This is a genomic window from Pseudomonas sp. TH08 (genome assembly GCF_016651275.1).
Lineage (GTDB): Bacteria > Pseudomonadota > Gammaproteobacteria > Pseudomonadales > Pseudomonadaceae > Aquipseudomonas.
The window spans coordinates 44,171-61,898 of the sequence record NZ_JAEKEE010000003.1 but is presented as its reverse complement, the minus strand read 5'-3'; the positions used below and the strand labels follow the sequence as shown (position 1 = coordinate 61,898).

The window sequence follows — 17,728 nt, the reverse complement described above, 5'->3', positions numbered from 1 at the left end:
GCACGCTGCGATCTTTTGATCCATTCTTTTAAAATCAAAAGATCGCAGCGTGCCGCAGCTCCAAAGGGGTGACGGTGAGACAAGTCAGGCGCTTGCCGGAGGCTTGGCCAACTCAATCCCCGCCGCGCCCAGGCGTTTGAGGATCTCGAACAACAGATCACTTTTGGTCCCCCCGACAATCCGTGGGCTGCTAACGTAGCCCGTCACCGTCAAGGTAATCCCGTCCGGCGACAGCTTGCTGAAGCGCACAAACGGCGCCGGTTTGTCGAGGACGGTCTCGTTCTCGCGGTAGGTGCCCAGCAACAGTTCCTTGACCTCCTCAGGATCAATATCCAGCGGGAACATCAACTCGAGCGACGCCACCCCTTGAGCGCTGCCGCCGAGGGTGACGTTGCGCAGGTTCTGCGAGATCAGTTGCGAGTTCGGCACGATCACGATCGAGCGGTCGCTGAGCTGGATTTCCGTGGCGCGCACGTTGATCCGGCGGATGTCACCCTCGACGCCGCTGATGCTGATCAAGTCGCCGACCTTCACTGGTCGCTCAGTCAGCAGAATCAGGCCCGAGACGAAGTTCTTGACGATCTCCTGCAAACCAAAACCGATCCCCACCGACAGCGCACTGACGATCCACGCCAGGTTGGTCCACTGCACGCCCAGCGACGACAGCGTCAGCAGAATCACAACCGCGTAGCCGAGGTTGGAAAACAGCGTGCTCAGCGACGCGCACATGCCCGGGTCCATGTCGGTTTTCGGCAGGAACTCATTGTCGAGCCAGCGGCTCAGAGCGCGGATCAGCCAGATCCCGATCAACAGCGCCAGCACCGCGTTGAGCAAATGCGCCGGGACGATGTTGAATTTGCGCAACCCGGCACCACCGAGGATTGCCATGATGTTGGTCGCCAGTTGCCCGAGCGTGGTGCCGATGCCACCGACGAACAACGCGATCACCGCGAGCAACAACAGGGCGGCGCGACTGAAACCGGACAGCAGAATCGAGAACTGATCGAGCCGTCGATCTTCAACTCCCAACAACTGCTTGAGTGCTTTGCCGCTCGCATGTTTGGGCGAAAACGCATGCTCGCAGCCGTCCTTCACCACCTGGATCAGCAGATAGAATCCCGACAGCACGATGTACGCCCACACCATTTCATAGGTGATGAACCGCGCCAGCGACACGTAACCCGTGAGCAGTGCCAACGCCGCCACCAACATCGACAAACTGGCGACGGTGTAAACCACCCCGGCGAAGGTACTGCCCGCTGCCGCCGCGTCATTGGCGGCGATCATCGCCTTGCGCACCTTACCGACGCGCAACAGCATCGTCAGCACAATCGCCAGCACCACAATGGCAATGACGCCGCGTCCGGCCAGCACAATCTGACTGCTCATGCCCGTGGCATTGCTGACCTGTACCAGCGTCACCAACAACAGCAAGGTGCAGGACAGAATGCGTGGAAACGGCTTCAACGCTTGCGCCACCGGATCGGCAATGGCCGGCAACCGCCACGACGGATGTTGAGTCGACAGCAACGCACGACTCAGTCCGGTGATCAGCACGCACGCATAGACGACCTTCTCGAACTCCTCGGAAAACGTCGACAACACTGGCGTCAACGGCGCGTGACGGGTAAGGGCGTAGAACAGCACATGCAGGGCGAGGGCGGTGGTCGCGATTGTCGCCAGAGCCGAGGCAAACGCCAGCGCACTGCGGCGCAAACGGCCTTCAGGCATACGATGAATGCAAATCCACGTCAGCCCACGCTCGGCCAACCGCCGCCCGACCGTCCAGATAACCAGCGCCAGCAGCACCAGCACTACCGTGTAAAAATGCTGCCCCGGCGCCCACACCGTGGCCCAGGTTTCACCGATCTGCTCGATGAAAAACTGCAAGCGCTTGCGATCATCCGGCGAAGGGCTGACCAATGGCGACCAGAAGTCCGGGCTGAGCACACTGTCGGTGCCCAAGGTCAGTTCGCTCTCCAATAATGTGCGGCGAATACCGGCGATCTGCGTGATCAGATCCGCCGCGCTCTGCTTCAACGCCGCGAGACTCTTCAGTGTGCCATCGACCTTGTTTTTCTGCTCCGTCAGCGCCGCTCGCTGCGCGACGATATCCGCCTGCTCGGCCGCTATGTCCGTATCTGGCGCCGCGCCCAACACGCTCAATTGCACAGTCAATTGCGCCTGCTGCGGTAACAACGCTGCCGACAACTTATCGACGTCCAGAATAAATGCCTGCACCCGATCCTGCGGGCCTTCGAGCTGGTTGTAATTGTTCGCGGAGGAGATTTGCTGTTTGAGCCCATCGAGGCGCAGTTGCAGCGCCTGCAAGTCACTTTGACTGATTACCGGCAGCGGCGCGGCAGCGGTCTCGGAAGACGCCGGCAGATCCGCCGCCCACAGCGATGAAGAACCGCCCGAAACGAGCAGGATGAGTGCGATAAAAAACAGCGAGTTCAATGTGTTGCGCATGGAAAAGACGGACCCGAATTGATCACACAGTCTATGAGGTTAGGTGATCAAGGCGCGGGTCGAGGAAAAGTTTCAGGGCAGGAGGTGGATTAGCTCGGGTTGCAAGGCGTCTGGAGTGACGTCGAGCAAGGCCAGCGTGACCGGCAGTTTGAAACGACGGCGCCCGGCACTGCCAGGGTTGAGATACAAACGGTCACCACGCCATTCGATCAAGGGCTTGTGCGAGTGGCCGGTGATGATGAGCTTGATGGCGGGGTCGAGGTCGCTGGGGACGTCGGCGATGTCGTGGGTCAGCAGGGTTTGCCAGCCGTTGAGGTCGAAGGTTAGATGGTCGGGGAGGGTGGCGGCCCAGGGGAGGTCGAGGTCGTTGTTGCCGCGTACGGCGTGGAGCGGCGCAATTGCGGCTAGTTGGTCGAGGATTTCAGCGCTGCCGATATCGCCGGCGTGGATGATGAGGTCGACGCCCTGAAGGCAGGCGAGGGCTTCGGGGCGGAGGAGGCCGTGGGTGTCGGAGATGATGGCGGTTTTCATGGGGAGTCATGATTCATCTGGTCTCGGCAAAGCTACGATCATTTCGGCAGGCTGACCATCTCATGCATTAACAAATAGAAGCTATGTATACGGCCAACGGCATTGGACATCGTGTCAACCAAAATTTAATTTTACTGTTTTCTGGCTAAATGCCATTATTTCGTCTTGCTGAGTAAATCTAACTCCGATCGCTGCCTTTAAATGGAGGAGAAAATCGCACAAAGGGTAGCTCGATTTTTGAAAAGTCTAAGCGCTCAAATGAGAATTTTTTAGAGGGCTGTTATGTACTCTGGCTTTGTTTTTTGTAAAGTGAAATTTATTTTTGTGGCGTTATTTTTTTAGTTTGCTCTTGGGTTTTAATGGAAGTGTCAAAGTGGTTCGGGATTGGTTGTATCTAAAGATATGGATGATTGAGTGAGGGAGGGAGGTAGGATGAAGCAGGGACTTAATGAGCAAAACCAAAACATCCAAGTTGTGTTTTCTACAGAGCTGTTTCAGCCTGAGTTGTTGGCGGAGGACATTATTTATATATCTCCGAGTTCGGACAGGTGGAATGATTTTGGATTTAGAACTAAAATTGATATACATGTCCATTTAAAAGAGCATGGTGATTTGGTTGTAGGGGGGTATATTGGTTTTCTCACTAATTCCTCAAAAGATTTAAATGGTGTAGATAGGCTAAATGATTTGTTGGGCGGTGCAAATATTTATGTCCTTCCGGCTACGGTAGGGCATGGTTTTTTTACAATGTTGCCAGATATGGATTCTTATCGGAAATTGTCGAGAGAGTTTGGCGTCGATAGCGCAGTTCGTATATTGAAATCAATGAACGATTTAGTTGCTTTGGGGGAGTTCAAGACGCCAGGTAATTGGCTTGGACTTGCACTTGAGTCTGATGTTTTTCTTAAGTCTTTTGTGAGGAATACAGAATCTTTTTATGCATTCAATAATGCGGGGTCAATTCTTCGAGGGTTGGCTTTTGAGAAGTTTCGTAATATGTCAAGTAGTTTGGCGATTGTTTTTCAGTTGCCAGGGAAAATAAATTCACATGAAATGCTATTTAGATTTGGTCATGATGAGGAACTTCCTAAGCGCATTGCAGTAATAATCGGTGAAAATGGTGTCGGTAAAAGTCAAACACTCGGCAGAATAGTGAATGCTGCAATAACTGGGGATAAGGCGTTAACCGATGCCGACTCCCATCAAAGGCCAATATTCAACAGGATACTGGCATTCGCCCCTACGAACGAAGCCGGGTCAGTGTTTCCAAGTGATCGACGTAAGCGCTCAAAGGTTTGGTACAAAAGATTCGCTCTTAACAGAGGGGGCATCCCAAAAAACAAGAGGGCGTGTTTCAGATTTAATTGTTCAAGTTTCCCGATCCGTGGAGTATCTCGGCGAGTTATCGAGATGGGATTTGTTTGTGGAGTCTCTAGAGGCCATTAGCCGGTGGCAAGAAATATGCGTTCAATCTAAGGCTGGCGGTGAAGGGTTTATAAGGCTCGAAGATCTGAAAGTTCTTGGTGAAGAACGTGCTCTGAATCTCTACGCATCAATAAATTTTAGTAAAGATCCAGTTAGAGTTGTTGGTGGTAAGGGATATCCATTAAGTAGTGGCGAGATCTCTTTTTTGAGGTTTGCTGCTCAAGCTAGCTTATATGTTGAGAATGGATCGCTTTTATTGCTTGATGAGCCAGAGACACATTTGCATCCAAACTTTATAAGCAAATTTGTAGATCTCCTTGACCGATTGCTCGAGTTGACTGGATCAGCCGCTATCATAGCGACGCACTCTGTTTATTTTGTTAGGGAGGTGTTTCCGGAGCAGGTTACCGTATTGCGAGTCAATAGTAACGGTTTTGTCGAGACACCGGTAACTGCGCTGCAGACATTTGGTGCAGACGTTGGGGCGATATCATATTTTGTTTTTAATGAAGATGAACCTTCGAATCTTGCCTTAAGAGTTGAAAGGCGATTGCTTGAGATTTACGATAGTTGGGAGGATTTATATGGTGATTATAAAAATAAGCTTTCTCTTGAGGTTTTGAGTTCGTTGCGTCGCGCTTTGGAGGTTGATTAAGTTGAATAAAATAATGCGACCTGCATATGATGATGATTCGGCTATTGAGGCGCTTTCAAATAATGTTCGTGCGAAAAGTTATCCTTTGCTTAAATCTTCGTTAAGTTATATTCGCGCCAACTACAAGCAATATGTCGCCGCTGAAGGTAATGCCTTTGTTGTTTTTCCAGTGAGGATTTCTGCTGCTGCAGGGGCTTTTCTAAAAGGGCATTATTCCACTCCGCCTAAAGACTTGCAGTACATAAAGCAGATGAGGGCTAAGAGTAGATATCTCGGGTGCCCGATGTGTGGGTCCATGCTAAGCGGAACTTTGGATCATATATTGCCTAAAAATACTTATCCTGAGTTTTCAGTTTTTTCTCAAAACCTTGTTCAGGCGTGCGCGTGTAATTCTCTTCGAAGCGAAACGTTAGTTGGCCGTGGAGGTGAGAGAATTCTTCATCCATATTTTGATGAGTGTTTGTCTGAGCGCTTAATTGAAGCGCATTTCGAGGAGTTGGGTCCTGTCCCGAGAATAACAATAAGGCTTGCGGTTGATTCTGCGCATCGCAACTACTCGGCAATTTCTTTTCATGTCCGAGAAGTTGTCTTGAAAACAGGTATTATTGGATATTTGGGCACTCTTTGGGGCAAGTTGATACTTAAGCCAAGCTTGGTTATAAGATCTCTCGAGGAAAATCCAGTGTCCTTGGTAGAATTAGAAAAAATGCTTATTAAGGAGCGGGATACGATCGATGAGGCTCGGGATGGACGAAATACGTGGGATTCTGTATTTATAAGCGGTTTATTGAGTCCGCCAGTATTTTTGTGGATTTATCAATCAATGCACAAGGCGGGAAGGTTGCCAAATGGACCACTAGCATAAGTTTACGTTCGATTTAAATGAGAGCTTCCTTGCGTACGGGACGTCTGTTTAGTGTTGAATAGCGTTCTGCAACAAACAAGGTTTGTAGAGAAATTGGTGGCGAAATACTTCTTTCACCAACTTTTTAAGGATGATGGCTTTTTCGTACTCATCGTAAATTTAAAAAAAGAAGGCAGGGTTTTCGCTTTTCAGCGTCGCGCAGACAACTGCTGCGGCGCTAAAAAAGCATCGTGGAAATAGTTACGAAACGCCTGCATCGCCGGGCTGAATTCGCGCTCGCGATGCCACGCCAGTCCGACGCTCATGGGCGTCACTTTGTCGGTGACTGTCAGGGTTTCGATGCGTTTGCCTTCCAGTGACCAGGGGCGGTGTACCAGGTCCGAGAGGATTGCCACGCCGCTGCCATTGGCGACCATGCTGCGCACCGCTTCGACTGAGCTAGTGCGCACGCGCACGTTTGGCTGCTGTCGCGCGTGTTCCCAGTAGCGCATTGCACTTTGTTCGGCTTCGTCCACGGTCAGCAGAATGTAGGGTTCGTTGGCTACGTCGGCGAGGCTGACTGCCGAGCGCTCGCACAGGGGATGGCGGCTGGGCAGCCATAACCGGCGCTCGGAGTTGAAGAGGATTTCCGAGACGATGTCCGGGTGGGTGAGGTTCGCGGTGAGCACCACGGCCATGTCGAATCGACCTTCCAGCAGCCCTTGCTCGATAGCTGCACGTTCTTGTTCGTGGACTTCGATGGTCACGTCCGGATGCCAGTGTTCAAGCCGTTGCAGGTGGTGCGGCAGGAAGTAACCGATCACCGTGTAGCTCGCCGCCAGGCGCAAAACACCGCTGGCACGGATGTCCGGTAACGGGCTGTTCAACGCGTCGTCGACGCTGCGCAAAATCACGTAGGCCCGATTCAAAAAGTGCCGCCCGGCGTCGGTGAGGCTCATGCCTTGGGCCGAGCGCTGGAACAACAGCGTGCCGAGGATGCCTTCCAGCTCCTTGATCGCCGTGGTCACCGCCGACTGGGAAATATTCAAATGAATCGCGGCTTGAGAGATTTGCCCGATCTCGGCGGTGGCGACGAAATAACGGACTTGGCGCAAGGTCAGCGACATGAACACTCCGGATAACGAGGTTTGGATTTTTTAGGGCTATCTGTTTTTCAGAAGAAGGCCTATCTGATAATAGATCTTCCCAAGGGGTAAACAGAAATCTAAGTTTGCTTGCATGAAGTCACAAGCGTCGGGAGCAAGTGTCATGCAGGCAGTAGATTTCAACTCGGACATGGGCGAAGGTTTTGGCCCCTGGACCATCGGCGATGGTGTCGACGATGAGCTGATGGGCTTTATCAGTTCGGCCAACATCGCCACCGGTTTTCATGCTGGCGACCCGAGCACCATGCGTCGCACCGTTGAACAGGCCAAGCGCCTGGGCGTGGCCATCGGCGCGCATCCGGGGTTTCGCGATCTGGTAGGTTTTGGCCGTCGGCACATCAATGCGCCGGCCCAGGAACTGGTCGACGACATGCTCTATCAGTTGGGCGCCTTGCGTGAACTCGCCCGGGTTCAAGACGTGGCGCTACAACACATCAAACCCCACGGCGCGCTCTACATGCACCTGGCCCGAGACGAAGAGGCCGCTCGTTTGCTGGTGGAGAACCTGCAGCGTCTGGAACCTGAGTTGTTGCTGTATTGCATGCCCGGTTCGGTGATCTGGCGGGTTGCCACGGAACTCGGTCAACCGGTGATCCGCGAGTTCTACGCCGACCGTGAATACGATCTCAGCGGCTCCATCGTCTTCACCCGCAACGTGCGGGCTTACGACCCTGCCCACGTCGCCGAGCGAGTGCTGCGTGCTTGCCAGCAAGGCGTGGTGCGCACCGTCGAGGGCGAAGACCTCGCGATTGAATTCGATTCCATCTGTTTGCACAGCGACACGCCGGGCGCGCTGGCGTTGGTCGAAGCCACGCGCCGGGCGCTCGACAGCGCCGGGATCGACGTGCGCGCCCCCGCTGAGACCCAACGAGAACACCCGGCACACAGACGCCGGGGTTCGCACACGGATTCATTTTTGCCTGCCTTTCTACAACTATTCCAAGAGGAACAGACATGGCCGAACACACTGTAATTACCCCGTTGCCGGGGACCTTCTACCGTAAAGCCACACCGGAATCGGCGAATTTCGTCGAGGTCGGCGCGCAGGTCAGCGCCGACACGGTGATTGGCCTGATCGAGGTCATGAAGCAGTTCTCCGAACTGACCGCCGGGACGGCCGGTCGCCTCAGTGCCTTTTTGGTAGAAGACGGTGATCCGGTGGAGCCGGGTCAAGTCGTCGCAACACTCGACCACGAGTAAGGGCGCGATCATGACCAACGCCATTAAAAAATTGCTTATCGCCAACCGTGGCGAGATCGCCGTACGGATTATCCGTGCAGCCAAAGGACTGGGCATTCCTACCGTTGCCGCATGCAGTGAGGCGGACGTCGATTCCCTGGCGGCGTTCTTGGCCGATGAGGTGCACATTCTCGGCCCGGCCCGTGCTGACAAAAGTTACCTGAATGTCGAAGCCTTGCTCGGCGCCTTGAAAGCCACGGGGGCCAACGCAGTGCATCCCGGTTACGGCTTTCTGTCGGAGAACGCCGATTTTGCCAAAGCGGTGGAGGCTGCCGGCGCGATTTTCGTCGGTCCGAGCGCAGAGACGATCCGGCGCATGGGCGATAAAGCCGAGGCACGACGCACGGCGCAAGCCGCTGGGGTGCCGGTGGTGCCGGGTTCGCCGGGTGAGCTGTTCGACGTCGAAGCGGCGCTCAAGGCAGCCGAATCCGTTGGCTTCCCGCTGTTGATCAAAGCTTCGGCCGGTGGTGGCGGGCGCGGTATTCGGCTGGCGGAAAACGCCGAGCAATTGCGTGAAGAATTCCCCCGTTCCCAGCGCGAAGCCCAAGCGGCGTTCGGCAATGGCGCGGTGTATCTGGAGCGCTTTATCAGCCGGGCCCGGCATATTGAAGTGCAGGTGTTGGGCGACGGTCAGCATGCCGTGCATTTGTTCGAGCGCGAGTGTTCGCTGCAACGGCGCCGGCAGAAAATCTTCGAAGAAGCACCGTCGCCAGTCCTCAGCCAACAGCAACGGCAAACCCTCTGCGAAAGTGCTGTGCGCCTGACCGAATCCTTGGGTTACAAGGGCGCCGGCACCCTTGAATATCTGTATGACGATGCGACTGGCGAGTTCTTCTTTATCGAGATGAACACGCGGATTCAGGTGGAGCACCCGGTCAGCGAGCTGATCACCGGCATCGATCTGGTCCAGGCCATGTTGCGCATCGCTGGCGGTGAACCGCTGGGCTTCAAGCAAAGCGACATCAGGCTCCACGGCGCGGCCCTGCAAATGCGCCTGAATGCCGAAGACCCGGCGCGGGATTTCTTTCCGAGTCCGGGATTGGTCGAGGCACTGATCTGGCCGCAGGGTGAGGGCATTCGCGTCGACACTCATCTGTACCAAGGCTACCGCGTGCCGCCGTACTATGACTCGCTGTTGGCCAAACTGATTGTCCACGGTGCGGATCGCGGCGAAGCCCTGGCCCGGGCACGAACGGCTGTGGCGCAAACTACACTCACCGGCATGGCCAATACCTTGGCCTTACACGGTGAATTGCTTGAACAGCCGTGGCTGCACAGCGCCGATTTCCATACCGGCACCCTGGAAAACTGGCTGGCCGAGCGCCGCAGCGGAGGTGACGCATGAGCACTCCTATCCGCTACAGTTTTGGCGCCGACGAGCATTTGTTTGCCGAAGTCAGCGACAGCATGTCGCTGGACGCGTTCTTCAAAGGTCTGGCGGTAACCCGCGCCGTAGAACGGCTGGCGCTGGATGGCGTGCTCGATATCTGCCTGGCCAACGCGTCGTTCCAGATTCGTTTTGACCCGGACCGCATTGCCCCTCACACCTTGCTCGACGCGGTTAAGGCCGCCGAAGCCGGGGCCGTCGCCGAGCGCACGTTGCAGACGCGGATCATCGAGATTCCCGTGCTCTACAACGACCCCTGGACCCACGAAACCCTGATGCGTTTTCGCGATCGCCATCAAGATCCGAATGCCACCGATCTGGAATACGCTGCACGAATCAACGGTCTGGCCGACGTCGATGCATTCATCGCGGCCCACAGTGGCGCGCCGTGGTTTGTCTCGATGGTCGGCTTCGTTGCCGGGTTGCCATTCATGTTCCAGATGGTCGAGCGCGAGCGGCAGTTGCAGGTGCCCAAGTACCTGCGTCCGCGCACCGACACACCGAAATTGACCCTTGGTCACGGCGGTTGCTTTGGCTGCATTTACTCCGTACGTGGCGCCGGCGGTTATCAGATGTTTGGCGTGACGCCCGCGCCGATCTACGACCCGCAACAGCACCTCGCGTACCTGAAAGAACACATGGTGTTTTTCCGTCCCGGCGACATCGTGCAGTTCAAACCGATGGACCGTGAAGCCTACGACCGCGCGGTCGCTGAAGTGGATGCCGGTAGCTTTGATCTGCGGATTCGGCCGGTGGAGTTTTCACTGGACGCTTTCCTCGCCGATCCCGTTGGCTATCCCAAGTCGTTGCAGGAGGTGTTGGCATGATCAAGGTCCTCAAACCCGGCCTCGCCACTTCGGTACAAGACCTTGGCCGCGAAGGGTATTACCACTTGGGCATTCCGCCGTCCGGCGCGCTTGATCAATACGCATTGAGCGCGGCCAATCAATTGGTCGGCAACCCGGCCGGCGCAGCGGCGCTGGAATGCACGCTGCTCGGGCCGGAGCTGGAGTTTCTACAGGATGCATTGGTGGCGGTCAGCGGCGCGCACATGACGCCTCGGGTCGATGGCGTGGAAATGCACCATGACACCGCGTTCAGCGTGAAGGCCGGGCAGGTGCTGCGCTTTGACTTTCCCAAGGCGGGCGCTCGCGCTTATGTGGCGGTGGCCGGCGGTATTGATGTGCCGTTGGTGCTCGGCAGCCGCTCCACTTATGCGTTGGGTGCGCTCGGCGGTTTTCACGGGCGGCGTCTGGTTGCAGGCGACCAATTGCCGGTGGGTATCGCCAGTGGCAAGAGCCGTGCCGGGGCCAGTTTGCCCATGGCGTTGCGGCAATCATTGGGTGGCGAAATCACCCTGCGGGTGGTGCCGGGTTTGTACTACCACCGCTTGAGCGAGTCGGCGGCGAAGAGCTTTTTCGCCGAGCCGTGGACGGTCGGTTCGGAAGCCGACCGCATCGGTTATCGCTTCAAGGGCGGCAGCGCGCTGGGCTTCCAGCCCCGGGAGCAGCCGTTCGGCGCCGGTTCCGATCCGTCGAACATCGTCGACAGTTGCTACCCGATCGGCTCGATCCAGGTGCCCGCCGGGCTCGAACCTATCGTGCTGCACCGTGATGCGGTGTCCGGTGGCGGCTACGCGATGATTGGCACGGTGATCAGCGCCGACCTTGATTTGATCGGCCAGATGCAACCCAACCAGAAGGCCCGCTTTGTCGCGGTAACCCTCGAAGAGGCGCTGGAAGCGCGACGTTCCTATAAGAAAAAACTCAGCTGCCTGAGCAAGCTGTTCCCTTCCTGATTCTGCCCGCCGTCTAGCGCGGGCCATGCCAAACGGTACGCCAACGCCGCACTTCGGTGCGGTGACGGCTGCCCGCGCTTCAACCTTTGACTGGTTCTGGAGTTCACGCATATGGCTGCTTTATCGCAATCGAGTCAAACCGGGCAAGACCCGGCGCATCATCCTGTGCCCACTGATGCGCGCATGGGGCGACTGTCGCTGACCATGGCCTGGTGGGCGGTGTGCAGTGCGATGTTTTACATCGTGGTGGGTGCTTCATTGGCGTTGTCGTTCGGTGCGCGCAATGCGCTGATCGGCATGGTGCTGTCGGTGATCAGTTATGGACTGGTCAACAGCGTCCTCAGCCGCTTTGCGATTCGCAGCGGTTTATCGGTGGCGTTGTTTTCACGGCTGTTGTTCGGCAGCACCGGGGCGTGTCTGGCGACATTGATTTTCTTCTCGACCGCGATTTATTACGCGGTGTTCGAAGGCTCGGTGATCGCCGTCGCGCTCAATCACCTGTACCCGGAACTGATCTATCCGCTGGCGGCACTGGTGGTGGTGCTCTACAGCGTGCCGATGATCCTCGGCAGCGTGCAGCACTGGCTGGACAAGCTCAACGGTGTTTTGCTGCCGGTGTACCTCGGTGGTTTGCTGGTGGCAGTGGGGCTATCGATCAGCCGGTATGGCTACCAGCCGCAATGGCTGGATTTTGGCCCGGCAACGCCCACTGCATTCGGCTGGTGGGATTGTTTTGTCGCCTACATGGGCGTCTGGGTGTTGATGCTGTTCACCTTCGACTATGCGCGTTTCGGCAAACCCGAAGACGCCGAGTACCACGGTCGCTGGAACTTCGGCATGCCGTTCTACGCGGTGACGTTTCTGCTCAACGGCGCGGCGGGCATTTACCTGGTCAACAGCATTCCCCACGAAGGCGCACTGAACGAAGTCTCGGTGGTGATGGCGATTTTGCAGTTGATGGGCCTGTGGGGCTTGCTGTTTGTCTGGGCCACGCAAACCCGGATCAACACCGCCAACTATTACTTGGCGACCCTGAACATGCAGGCATTCTTCGGTCGATTTGGCCTTCGCGGTTCGTACCTGATTTGGGCAGTGGCGGTGGGGGTGATCGTCTACGGCTTGATGCTCGCGGACGTGTTTGCCTACATCCTCAAGGCGCTGGCCTATCAGGGGATTTTCGTGGTGGCCTGGGTGGGTGTGGCGTTGGCGCACATTCTCTACGGACGCAGTGACGTGGCAGCGCTCGAACGGGTGCTTGCGTTTAACCCGGTGGGCTTGACGGCGTGGTTTGGCGCCACCGCTTTGGGGCTGGCGTTGATGTTTTGCGGCGGCAGCCTAAGCAGCTTTTCCGCGCCCGCTACGGTGATAGCAGCGTTTGCCTTGCAGGCAGGCTTATCCCATCGAAGCCAGTGGCGGTTACGGTTGGCGGAGTAGAGTTTTGCAGTCACTCATCCGGTGACGACTTCCGACCGATGGCGGAGGCGGTGTTCAGTGGCGAAAAGCTTGTTGATCGCCACTGAACGAGAGGGGCTACTTGGTCACATCAAGGAGTCGGGGAATTCATCGGGATGGACTGCTTTCCTGAAGTCGGGTGTCGGGTTCGTTTGCAATGGTGTGTGGATGGCTCACATTCCTCACGGGAATGCACCGCATAAAATCAATGCATTTTTCTTATCCGATCCCCCGGCGTACCTTGCTGCAAAGACAAGGAGAATCGCCCATTGAACGCATCCGCTCCCACATCCGCCGATAAATTCGACACCGCCCGCGCCAACGAATACGCCCAGCAAAGTCGCATCGCCCTGGCCGGTTATGACGCTTGTCACGATCTGGCCGCGTGCATGTTGGCCGCCAGCCTCGGCCAGTCTCGATCGGCCAAGGTGCTGGTGGTTGGCGCGGGCGGTACGGCGCAGGAGATCATTGCGATGGGCGCGCTGGAGCCGGGTTGGACGTTCACCGCAGTCGATCCTTCCGCGCCCATGTTGGAGGCCGCGACGCAGCAATTACAGGCTAACGATCTGTTACACAGAACTCAGGTGCATCTGGGACAGGTCGAGGATCTGCCAGAGGATGAATCCTTTGATGCAGCGACTTTGATCGGTGTGCTCCATCACCTGCCGGGCGATGCTGCCAAGCAACAAATCCTGCGTGCGGTTCAGGCTCGGCTTAAGCCGGGCGCGCCATTGATTGTGGCGGGCAATCATTACGCCTACGCCAGCCAACCATTGTTGCTAGAGGCCTGGGCGCAGCGCTGGCGGCAGCAGGGCGCGAGTGCGCAGGAGGTGCAAGCCAAGCTGGGGAAGATTCTGCAGGGCGCCGATCCTCCGCACTCCGAGGCGGCGGTTCAGCAGTTGCTGGATGACACCGGGTTTGGTCAGGCGACACGGTTTTTCAGTAGTCTTTTCTGGGGCGCCTGGCTGACGTGTAAAAGGGACTGAGCGAATCGTGTATCCTCTGCGCCGCACTCCCGGGACAGGATTCTCCCGGGACGAACAAGGATGATTGAAGAGTGAATACGGAAGTATGCTTGTCCCCGCGATCCCCGAACCTCCACGAGATGAAAGAAGTCACGCCGGTGAAACTACCGAATTGCGTGCTGTTTTCGCTGGCCGGAGTATTTAAGTCGTCATGATGCGTTTCATTAAATCGACAGCCCATGTTCTACTCTGCACGATTCAATATCTGGTCTCGGTTTTGATTAAGTTAGTGTTGGGTATCGCCGCAATACTGGCTTTGATTGTGCTGGTTATCTACGCAATGGCAGATTCAACGAAGCCCGAAATGGTGCCTCGGTTAGATGCTCTGGTTACGACGTTTCACGGCTATGGAATCTCTTATTATCAGGACCAGGACTGGTGTGAGAGTGTACGTGTCGAGTCGGCGGAGTATGCCAACTCGACCGCCTCGACTTGTGGAGTCGGTGACGAGAAAACACCGTTTAATGGATCAGGAACAGCGCTGTTTGCAAAAGCCAGGGAGGCGGCGAAAAAGGCAAAAATTGCTCCTGTAAGGCTCAGCGTTCAGTCCGCGCAAGGCAGTGTGTCGTTCGCACAAATCGATCTTTCGTGCTTTCTATGTTACGCATCTTATGTCTATTCACCGCTCACCAAATACCAGCCTGACGCGGCAGAAAAAGCCAGCGTCACCGAGATGGGTGGGGGTTGGTATTACGTGACGACAGGCATTTGATTCAGGCGCTCGCTCAGCATTTTTTTGAATTTTTATACGTTTAGCTACTCAGGTACCGAAAATGAAAAGTATGAAGCTGTCAGTTGGTGTGCGGAACTTTCTGTTATGGATTTTTATGCTGTTGTTTATAGTTGGTACCAATACGTTGATCTATCTTTCTTCGCTTTTGGATTTTAGTGATGGTTCGCAGCTTATATTTGTCTTCAGTATTTATCTTCTTGTCTACGTGGTGTTTCTGATTTTGTTGGTGTGGGCGTGGCAGTTTTTGCACAGACTACTGGCGCTTAAACCACTGCCGGGACAGAAAATCCTCGTCACTTATGAACTGACTTTTGACGAGTACGAAAAGCTCAAAAATTACTTGGCAGAGATCAGAGCCTGAAAGCAGTGCTTGAGTGAGCGAGTACGCTGTGTCAGCCAATAAACGCTGGCCGACGGCTGGGAGGAAAGTAACTGCGGATACTCAATCAGCTTTAATCGAACCGGCCATAAAAGGAGCTTCCGTTCATGCCCGCGCCACGCAATCGACCCGTCCAGGCAGCGGCGAAATCCGTTCTCGCCCAACTCGTTGATCACATCACCCCAGGCTCTTCGGAAGCCTCTATCGCAAAGTTCGCCGCCGACCGGCTGGCGCACGCGGGGTACCCGCAAACCTGGTACTACGATTGCCCGGCCTTCGTACTTTTGGGGTCGCGTAGCCTGCTTTCAGTGTCGGGCCGCGACTATCAGCCCAGTGAAGAGAAGGCCGGCTTACATAACCTGGTAACCGTCGATCTCAGCCCGCGATCAGGCGAGATCTGGGGCGATTGCGCTCGTTCGTTTTACGTTGAAGATGGGGTGTGTCGAACGGTGCCAGTAGGTGAGGCGTTCACTGGCGGATACGCGGTGCAACAACGCTTGCATGCGCACATGCTGCAATTTGTTCGTCCTGAAACCACGTTTAACGAATTGTATGAGTGGGCGAACGAGGCGGTTCTCGATATCGGTTTCGAGAATCTGGATTTCCTTGGCAACGTCGGTCACAGCATCTGCGAGCGACGGGAGCAAAGGCTCTACATCGAATCGGGTAATCACCGGCAACTGGGTGAGGTGTCCTGTTTCACGTTCGAACCGCATATCCGTTTGCACGGTGGTCAGTGGGGTTACAAGCATGAAAACATCTACTACTTCGACGAGGACGGCGCGCCCTGTGAACTGTAGGGCAGAAACCTGAATCAGCCCTCGGAGGAAACCACCGACTCCGAACTAGCCTCGGCTTCCAGTTTCGCCCGGTCAGCCTTGCTGATGTATTTAGTTTTTTTCGGTGCCAGTTTGGCGCTGGCCTTTTTGGCCTTTTCCTTGAACAACTGCTTTAGCTTTTTTTGACGATTCATGTGTTCTGCTCGGTTTGAAAATCTTGAATGAAGGCAGCGATTTGCGCCTGAAGCTTACGCGTTGAGGTAGGGCTTCACGGCATCTTCCAGTATGTCCACCAGCTCCGGATCCATGAACTGATAATCGTCGGGGATATCCAGCGAGTAGATCCGTTTGTGCTCAAGCAGGCGGGCGTATTCGGCGTGCAGGCGATTGAGGTGTTTGCGTTCCATGACAAAGATCAAATCGGCCCAGCGAATATCCGCCGGGCCGATCGGTTTGCGTGCGTTCGGGCTTGTGCCTGCCGAGCGGACATTGAAGCCGTCACGGCGGCGCCAGATGGCTTCTGCCGTGGGACTACGCCACTGGTTGCGGCTGCAGACGAACAGGAGATTGGTCACGCTTGATCCAACAATTGGCGAGTGGAGCGAATGGGATAGCTCATGCCGAGTTGGCGTGCCCTGATCAGCTTGTCGCCACGGGTGTACATCAGCTTCCAGTTCTTTTGCGGCTTGAACTTCAGCGGATCGGCCGCTTTGACATTGCCGTTTTTTCGGGCCTGTTGACGTCGCCAGGCGCGGGTTCTTTCCATGGTCATGTCCTCGTGAGTACCGGGTTCAGCAGCCGCGGTAATACGAGTTGTGGCTATGGTAAGCGTGAATCGCGGCGGTGACTAGTTTCGGCGTTTCTCGTGGCTGGCATGCGCAGCAAAAATACCGCCACTCCCTCACATCGAGATAAAGTCTCGAACGGCTTTGATCGTCGGCACCGGCGCTTCCTCCATCAACCAGTGTCCCGCCGCCGGAATCACCACCTCCGTGACATTGTCCGCAGCGTTGCGCATCACGATCGCTTCGTTGTTGCCGAAGGACTTTTCACCGCCGACGGCCAGCACCGGCATGCTCAATTTATGCTGCAGCACTGGCGCGTTGTCGATGGCGTCCTGGCGGATGCTGCGGAACTGCGCAAACGCTGCATGCATGGCACCAGGCCGGGCGTAGAGTTTGGCGTAGTGCTGGCGCGTGCCTTCGTCGACCTTGGCGGGGGTGCCGGCGAACTCGTTCCAGAAGCGGTCGAGGTAGATCCGCTCGCGTCCGGCCACCAGACGCTCCATGTCCGCGCCGCCGAAATCGAAGTGCCAGAGCATCGGCGAGCGAACGATGTCGTTCCACGGGGTGATGCCGGGAACAGGCGCATCCATCACCACCAGCCGATCGGTGAGTTGCGGATAGCGCGCGGCATAGGCGAAGGCGACCATGGTGCCGATGTCATGGCCGATGACCACCGAGTGTTCGATCTTCAGTGCGGCCAGGACGGCGCGAATGTCCGCCGCCTGAGTCTTCTTGTCGTAACCGTCTTGCGGGATCGACGACAACCCCATACCGCGCAGGTCCGGCACCACCACCGTGTGATCACGCGCCAGATCCGCCGCCAGCGGCGCCCACATGTCGCCGGTATCGCCGAAGCCATGCAACAGCACCACCGCCGGACCTTTGCCGCCGACACGCACATGCATCGTCGCCCCGTCGGCCTTGATCTGCTGGGTGTGAAAGGTCGCGGGGAAGGGCGTCACGTCGGCATGGGCCGGCAGGCTCAGGGCGAGCAAGGTAAGAGCGGTCAGCAGCGGGCGCGTCATGTCGATGGCTCCAATCAGACGAGCGCAGGAAGT

The 17,728-nt window shown here is 56.2% G+C and carries 19 protein-coding genes and 1 pseudogene; 13 read left to right on the top strand and 7 right to left on the bottom strand.

Going from position 1 to position 17,728, the window contains the following annotated elements; translation table 11 throughout:
• Positions 1–84: 84 nt before the first annotated feature.
• Complete coding sequence (locus JFT91_RS13705) at positions 85–2,472, bottom strand: DUF3772 domain-containing protein (protein ID WP_201232701.1); 2,388 nt, start codon at positions 2,470–2,472, stop codon at positions 85–87.
• A 72-nt stretch (positions 2,473–2,544) separates the two neighbouring features.
• Positions 2,545–3,003: a metallophosphoesterase family protein gene (locus JFT91_RS13700; RefSeq protein ID WP_201232700.1), complete on the bottom strand. Its 459-nt coding sequence runs from the start codon at positions 3,001–3,003 to the stop codon at positions 2,545–2,547.
• A gap of 432 nt (positions 3,004–3,435) precedes the next feature.
• Here JFT91_RS13700 and JFT91_RS13695 point away from each other — a divergent pair, with 432 nt between their 5' ends.
• Genes JFT91_RS13695 through JFT91_RS13685 form a run of 3 tightly spaced genes read left to right on the top strand, consistent with a single transcriptional unit; the run spans position 3,436 to position 5,948 of the window.
• A complete protein-coding gene (locus JFT91_RS13695) occupies positions 3,436–4,449 on the top strand; it encodes a hypothetical protein (protein ID WP_201232699.1) in 1,014 nt (337 codons plus the stop codon).
• Complete coding sequence (locus JFT91_RS13690) at positions 4,427–5,083, top strand: AAA family ATPase (protein WP_201232698.1); 657 nt, start codon at positions 4,427–4,429, stop codon at positions 5,081–5,083. The genes JFT91_RS13695 and JFT91_RS13690 overlap by 23 nt, the downstream gene beginning before the upstream one ends.
• Before the next feature lies 1 nt (position 5,084).
• Positions 5,085–5,948 carry an HNH endonuclease gene (locus tag JFT91_RS13685; RefSeq protein WP_201232697.1) on the top strand — a complete coding sequence of 288 codons (864 nt, stop codon included), beginning with the start codon at positions 5,085–5,087 and terminating at the stop codon, positions 5,946–5,948.
• 188 nt (positions 5,949–6,136) lie between these two features.
• On the opposite strand, the gene JFT91_RS13680 is transcribed toward JFT91_RS13685, so the two are convergent.
• Positions 6,137–7,054 carry a LysR family transcriptional regulator gene (locus tag JFT91_RS13680; RefSeq protein ID WP_201232696.1) on the bottom strand — a complete coding sequence of 306 codons (918 nt, stop codon included), beginning with the start codon at positions 7,052–7,054 and terminating at the stop codon, positions 6,137–6,139.
• A 142-nt stretch (positions 7,055–7,196) separates the two neighbouring features.
• Between JFT91_RS13680 and JFT91_RS13675 the strand changes: the two are divergent.
• From JFT91_RS13675 to JFT91_RS13630, 10 genes and pseudogenes are all read left to right on the top strand, one after another.
• A pseudogene (locus tag JFT91_RS13675) lies at positions 7,197–7,949 on the top strand (5-oxoprolinase subunit PxpA); the annotation flags it as partial.
• A gap of 98 nt (positions 7,950–8,047) precedes the next feature.
• Positions 8,048–8,293, top strand: coding sequence for an acetyl-CoA carboxylase (locus JFT91_RS13670; protein WP_201232695.1), 246 nt, complete (start codon positions 8,048–8,050; stop codon positions 8,291–8,293).
• 10 nt (positions 8,294–8,303) lie between these two features.
• The gene (locus JFT91_RS13665) at positions 8,304–9,677 is read left to right on the top strand and encodes an acetyl-CoA carboxylase biotin carboxylase subunit (RefSeq protein WP_201232694.1); all 1,374 of its coding nucleotides are present in this window, start codon (positions 8,304–8,306) and stop codon (positions 9,675–9,677) included.
• Positions 9,674–10,546, top strand: a complete 873-nt coding sequence (locus JFT91_RS13660; RefSeq protein WP_201232693.1) for a 5-oxoprolinase subunit B family protein — start codon at positions 9,674–9,676, stop codon at positions 10,544–10,546. Before JFT91_RS13665 ends, JFT91_RS13660 begins: the two co-directional genes overlap by 4 nt.
• The gene (locus JFT91_RS13655) at positions 10,543–11,517 is read left to right on the top strand and encodes a 5-oxoprolinase subunit C family protein (protein WP_201232692.1); all 975 of its coding nucleotides are present in this window, start codon (positions 10,543–10,545) and stop codon (positions 11,515–11,517) included. Before JFT91_RS13660 ends, JFT91_RS13655 begins: the two co-directional genes overlap by 4 nt.
• A 111-nt stretch (positions 11,518–11,628) precedes the next feature.
• A complete protein-coding gene (locus tag JFT91_RS13650; RefSeq protein ID WP_201232691.1) occupies positions 11,629–12,951 on the top strand; it encodes a purine-cytosine permease family protein in 1,323 nt (440 codons plus the stop codon).
• 287 nt (positions 12,952–13,238) lie between these two features.
• Positions 13,239–13,955: a class I SAM-dependent methyltransferase gene (locus JFT91_RS13645; RefSeq protein WP_201232690.1), complete on the top strand. Its 717-nt coding sequence runs from the start codon at positions 13,239–13,241 to the stop codon at positions 13,953–13,955.
• Positions 13,956–14,145: 190 nt separating this feature from the next.
• Positions 14,146–14,706 (top strand): hypothetical protein, encoded by a 561-nt coding sequence (locus JFT91_RS13640; protein ID WP_201232689.1) that lies wholly within the window; start codon positions 14,146–14,148, stop codon positions 14,704–14,706.
• 61 nt (positions 14,707–14,767) lie between these two features.
• Complete coding sequence (locus tag JFT91_RS13635; protein ID WP_201232688.1) at positions 14,768–15,088, top strand: hypothetical protein; 321 nt, start codon at positions 14,768–14,770, stop codon at positions 15,086–15,088.
• A 125-nt stretch (positions 15,089–15,213) separates the two neighbouring features.
• Positions 15,214–15,906, top strand: coding sequence for a M24 family metallopeptidase (locus JFT91_RS13630; RefSeq protein ID WP_201232687.1), 693 nt, complete (start codon positions 15,214–15,216; stop codon positions 15,904–15,906).
• Positions 15,907–15,920: 14 nt separating this feature from the next.
• Here the strand turns inward: JFT91_RS13630 and JFT91_RS13625 are convergent, their stop codons facing one another.
• From JFT91_RS13625 to JFT91_RS13610, 4 genes are all read right to left on the bottom strand, one after another.
• Positions 15,921–16,079 carry a DUF2986 domain-containing protein gene (locus JFT91_RS13625; protein WP_201232686.1) on the bottom strand — a complete coding sequence of 53 codons (159 nt, stop codon included), beginning with the start codon at positions 16,077–16,079 and terminating at the stop codon, positions 15,921–15,923.
• 54 nt (positions 16,080–16,133) lie between these two features.
• Positions 16,134–16,460, bottom strand: coding sequence for an arsenate reductase/protein-tyrosine-phosphatase family protein (locus tag JFT91_RS13620; protein ID WP_201232685.1), 327 nt, complete (start codon positions 16,458–16,460; stop codon positions 16,134–16,136).
• Positions 16,457–16,651 (bottom strand): hypothetical protein, encoded by a 195-nt coding sequence (locus JFT91_RS13615; protein WP_201232684.1) that lies wholly within the window; start codon positions 16,649–16,651, stop codon positions 16,457–16,459. The genes JFT91_RS13620 and JFT91_RS13615 overlap by 4 nt, the downstream gene beginning before the upstream one ends.
• 135 nt (positions 16,652–16,786) lie before the next feature.
• Positions 16,787–17,695 carry an alpha/beta fold hydrolase gene (locus JFT91_RS13610; protein WP_201232683.1) on the bottom strand — a complete coding sequence of 303 codons (909 nt, stop codon included), beginning with the start codon at positions 17,693–17,695 and terminating at the stop codon, positions 16,787–16,789.
• Between the last annotated feature and the right edge of the window lie 33 nt (positions 17,696–17,728).

Bases quoted from the DNA above. Each gene is read 5' to 3' on its own strand.
- JFT91_RS13705 (WP_201232701.1), bottom strand. From the start codon at position 2,472: ATGCGCAACACATTGAACTCGCTGTTTTTTATCGCACTCATCCTGCTC.
- JFT91_RS13700 (WP_201232700.1), bottom strand. From the start codon at position 3,003: ATGAAAACCGCCATCATCTCCGACACCCACGGCCTCCTCCGCCCCGAA.
- JFT91_RS13695 (WP_201232699.1), top strand. From the start codon at position 3,436: ATGAAGCAGGGACTTAATGAGCAAAACCAAAACATCCAAGTTGTGTTT.
- JFT91_RS13680 (WP_201232696.1), bottom strand. From the start codon at position 7,054: ATGTCGCTGACCTTGCGCCAAGTCCGTTATTTCGTCGCCACCGCCGAG.
- JFT91_RS13670 (WP_201232695.1), top strand. From the start codon at position 8,048: ATGGCCGAACACACTGTAATTACCCCGTTGCCGGGGACCTTCTACCGT.
- JFT91_RS13665 (WP_201232694.1), top strand. From the start codon at position 8,304: ATGACCAACGCCATTAAAAAATTGCTTATCGCCAACCGTGGCGAGATC.
- JFT91_RS13660 (WP_201232693.1), top strand. From the start codon at position 9,674: ATGAGCACTCCTATCCGCTACAGTTTTGGCGCCGACGAGCATTTGTTT.
- JFT91_RS13655 (WP_201232692.1), top strand. From the start codon at position 10,543: ATGATCAAGGTCCTCAAACCCGGCCTCGCCACTTCGGTACAAGACCTT.
- JFT91_RS13650 (WP_201232691.1), top strand. From the start codon at position 11,629: ATGGCTGCTTTATCGCAATCGAGTCAAACCGGGCAAGACCCGGCGCAT.
- JFT91_RS13640 (WP_201232689.1), top strand. From the start codon at position 14,146: ATGATGCGTTTCATTAAATCGACAGCCCATGTTCTACTCTGCACGATT.
- JFT91_RS13635 (WP_201232688.1), top strand. From the start codon at position 14,768: ATGAAAAGTATGAAGCTGTCAGTTGGTGTGCGGAACTTTCTGTTATGG.
- JFT91_RS13630 (WP_201232687.1), top strand. From the start codon at position 15,214: ATGCCCGCGCCACGCAATCGACCCGTCCAGGCAGCGGCGAAATCCGTT.
- JFT91_RS13625 (WP_201232686.1), bottom strand. From the start codon at position 16,079: ATGAATCGTCAAAAAAAGCTAAAGCAGTTGTTCAAGGAAAAGGCCAAA.
- JFT91_RS13615 (WP_201232684.1), bottom strand. From the start codon at position 16,651: ATGGAAAGAACCCGCGCCTGGCGACGTCAACAGGCCCGAAAAAACGGC.
- JFT91_RS13610 (WP_201232683.1), bottom strand. From the start codon at position 17,695: ATGACGCGCCCGCTGCTGACCGCTCTTACCTTGCTCGCCCTGAGCCTG.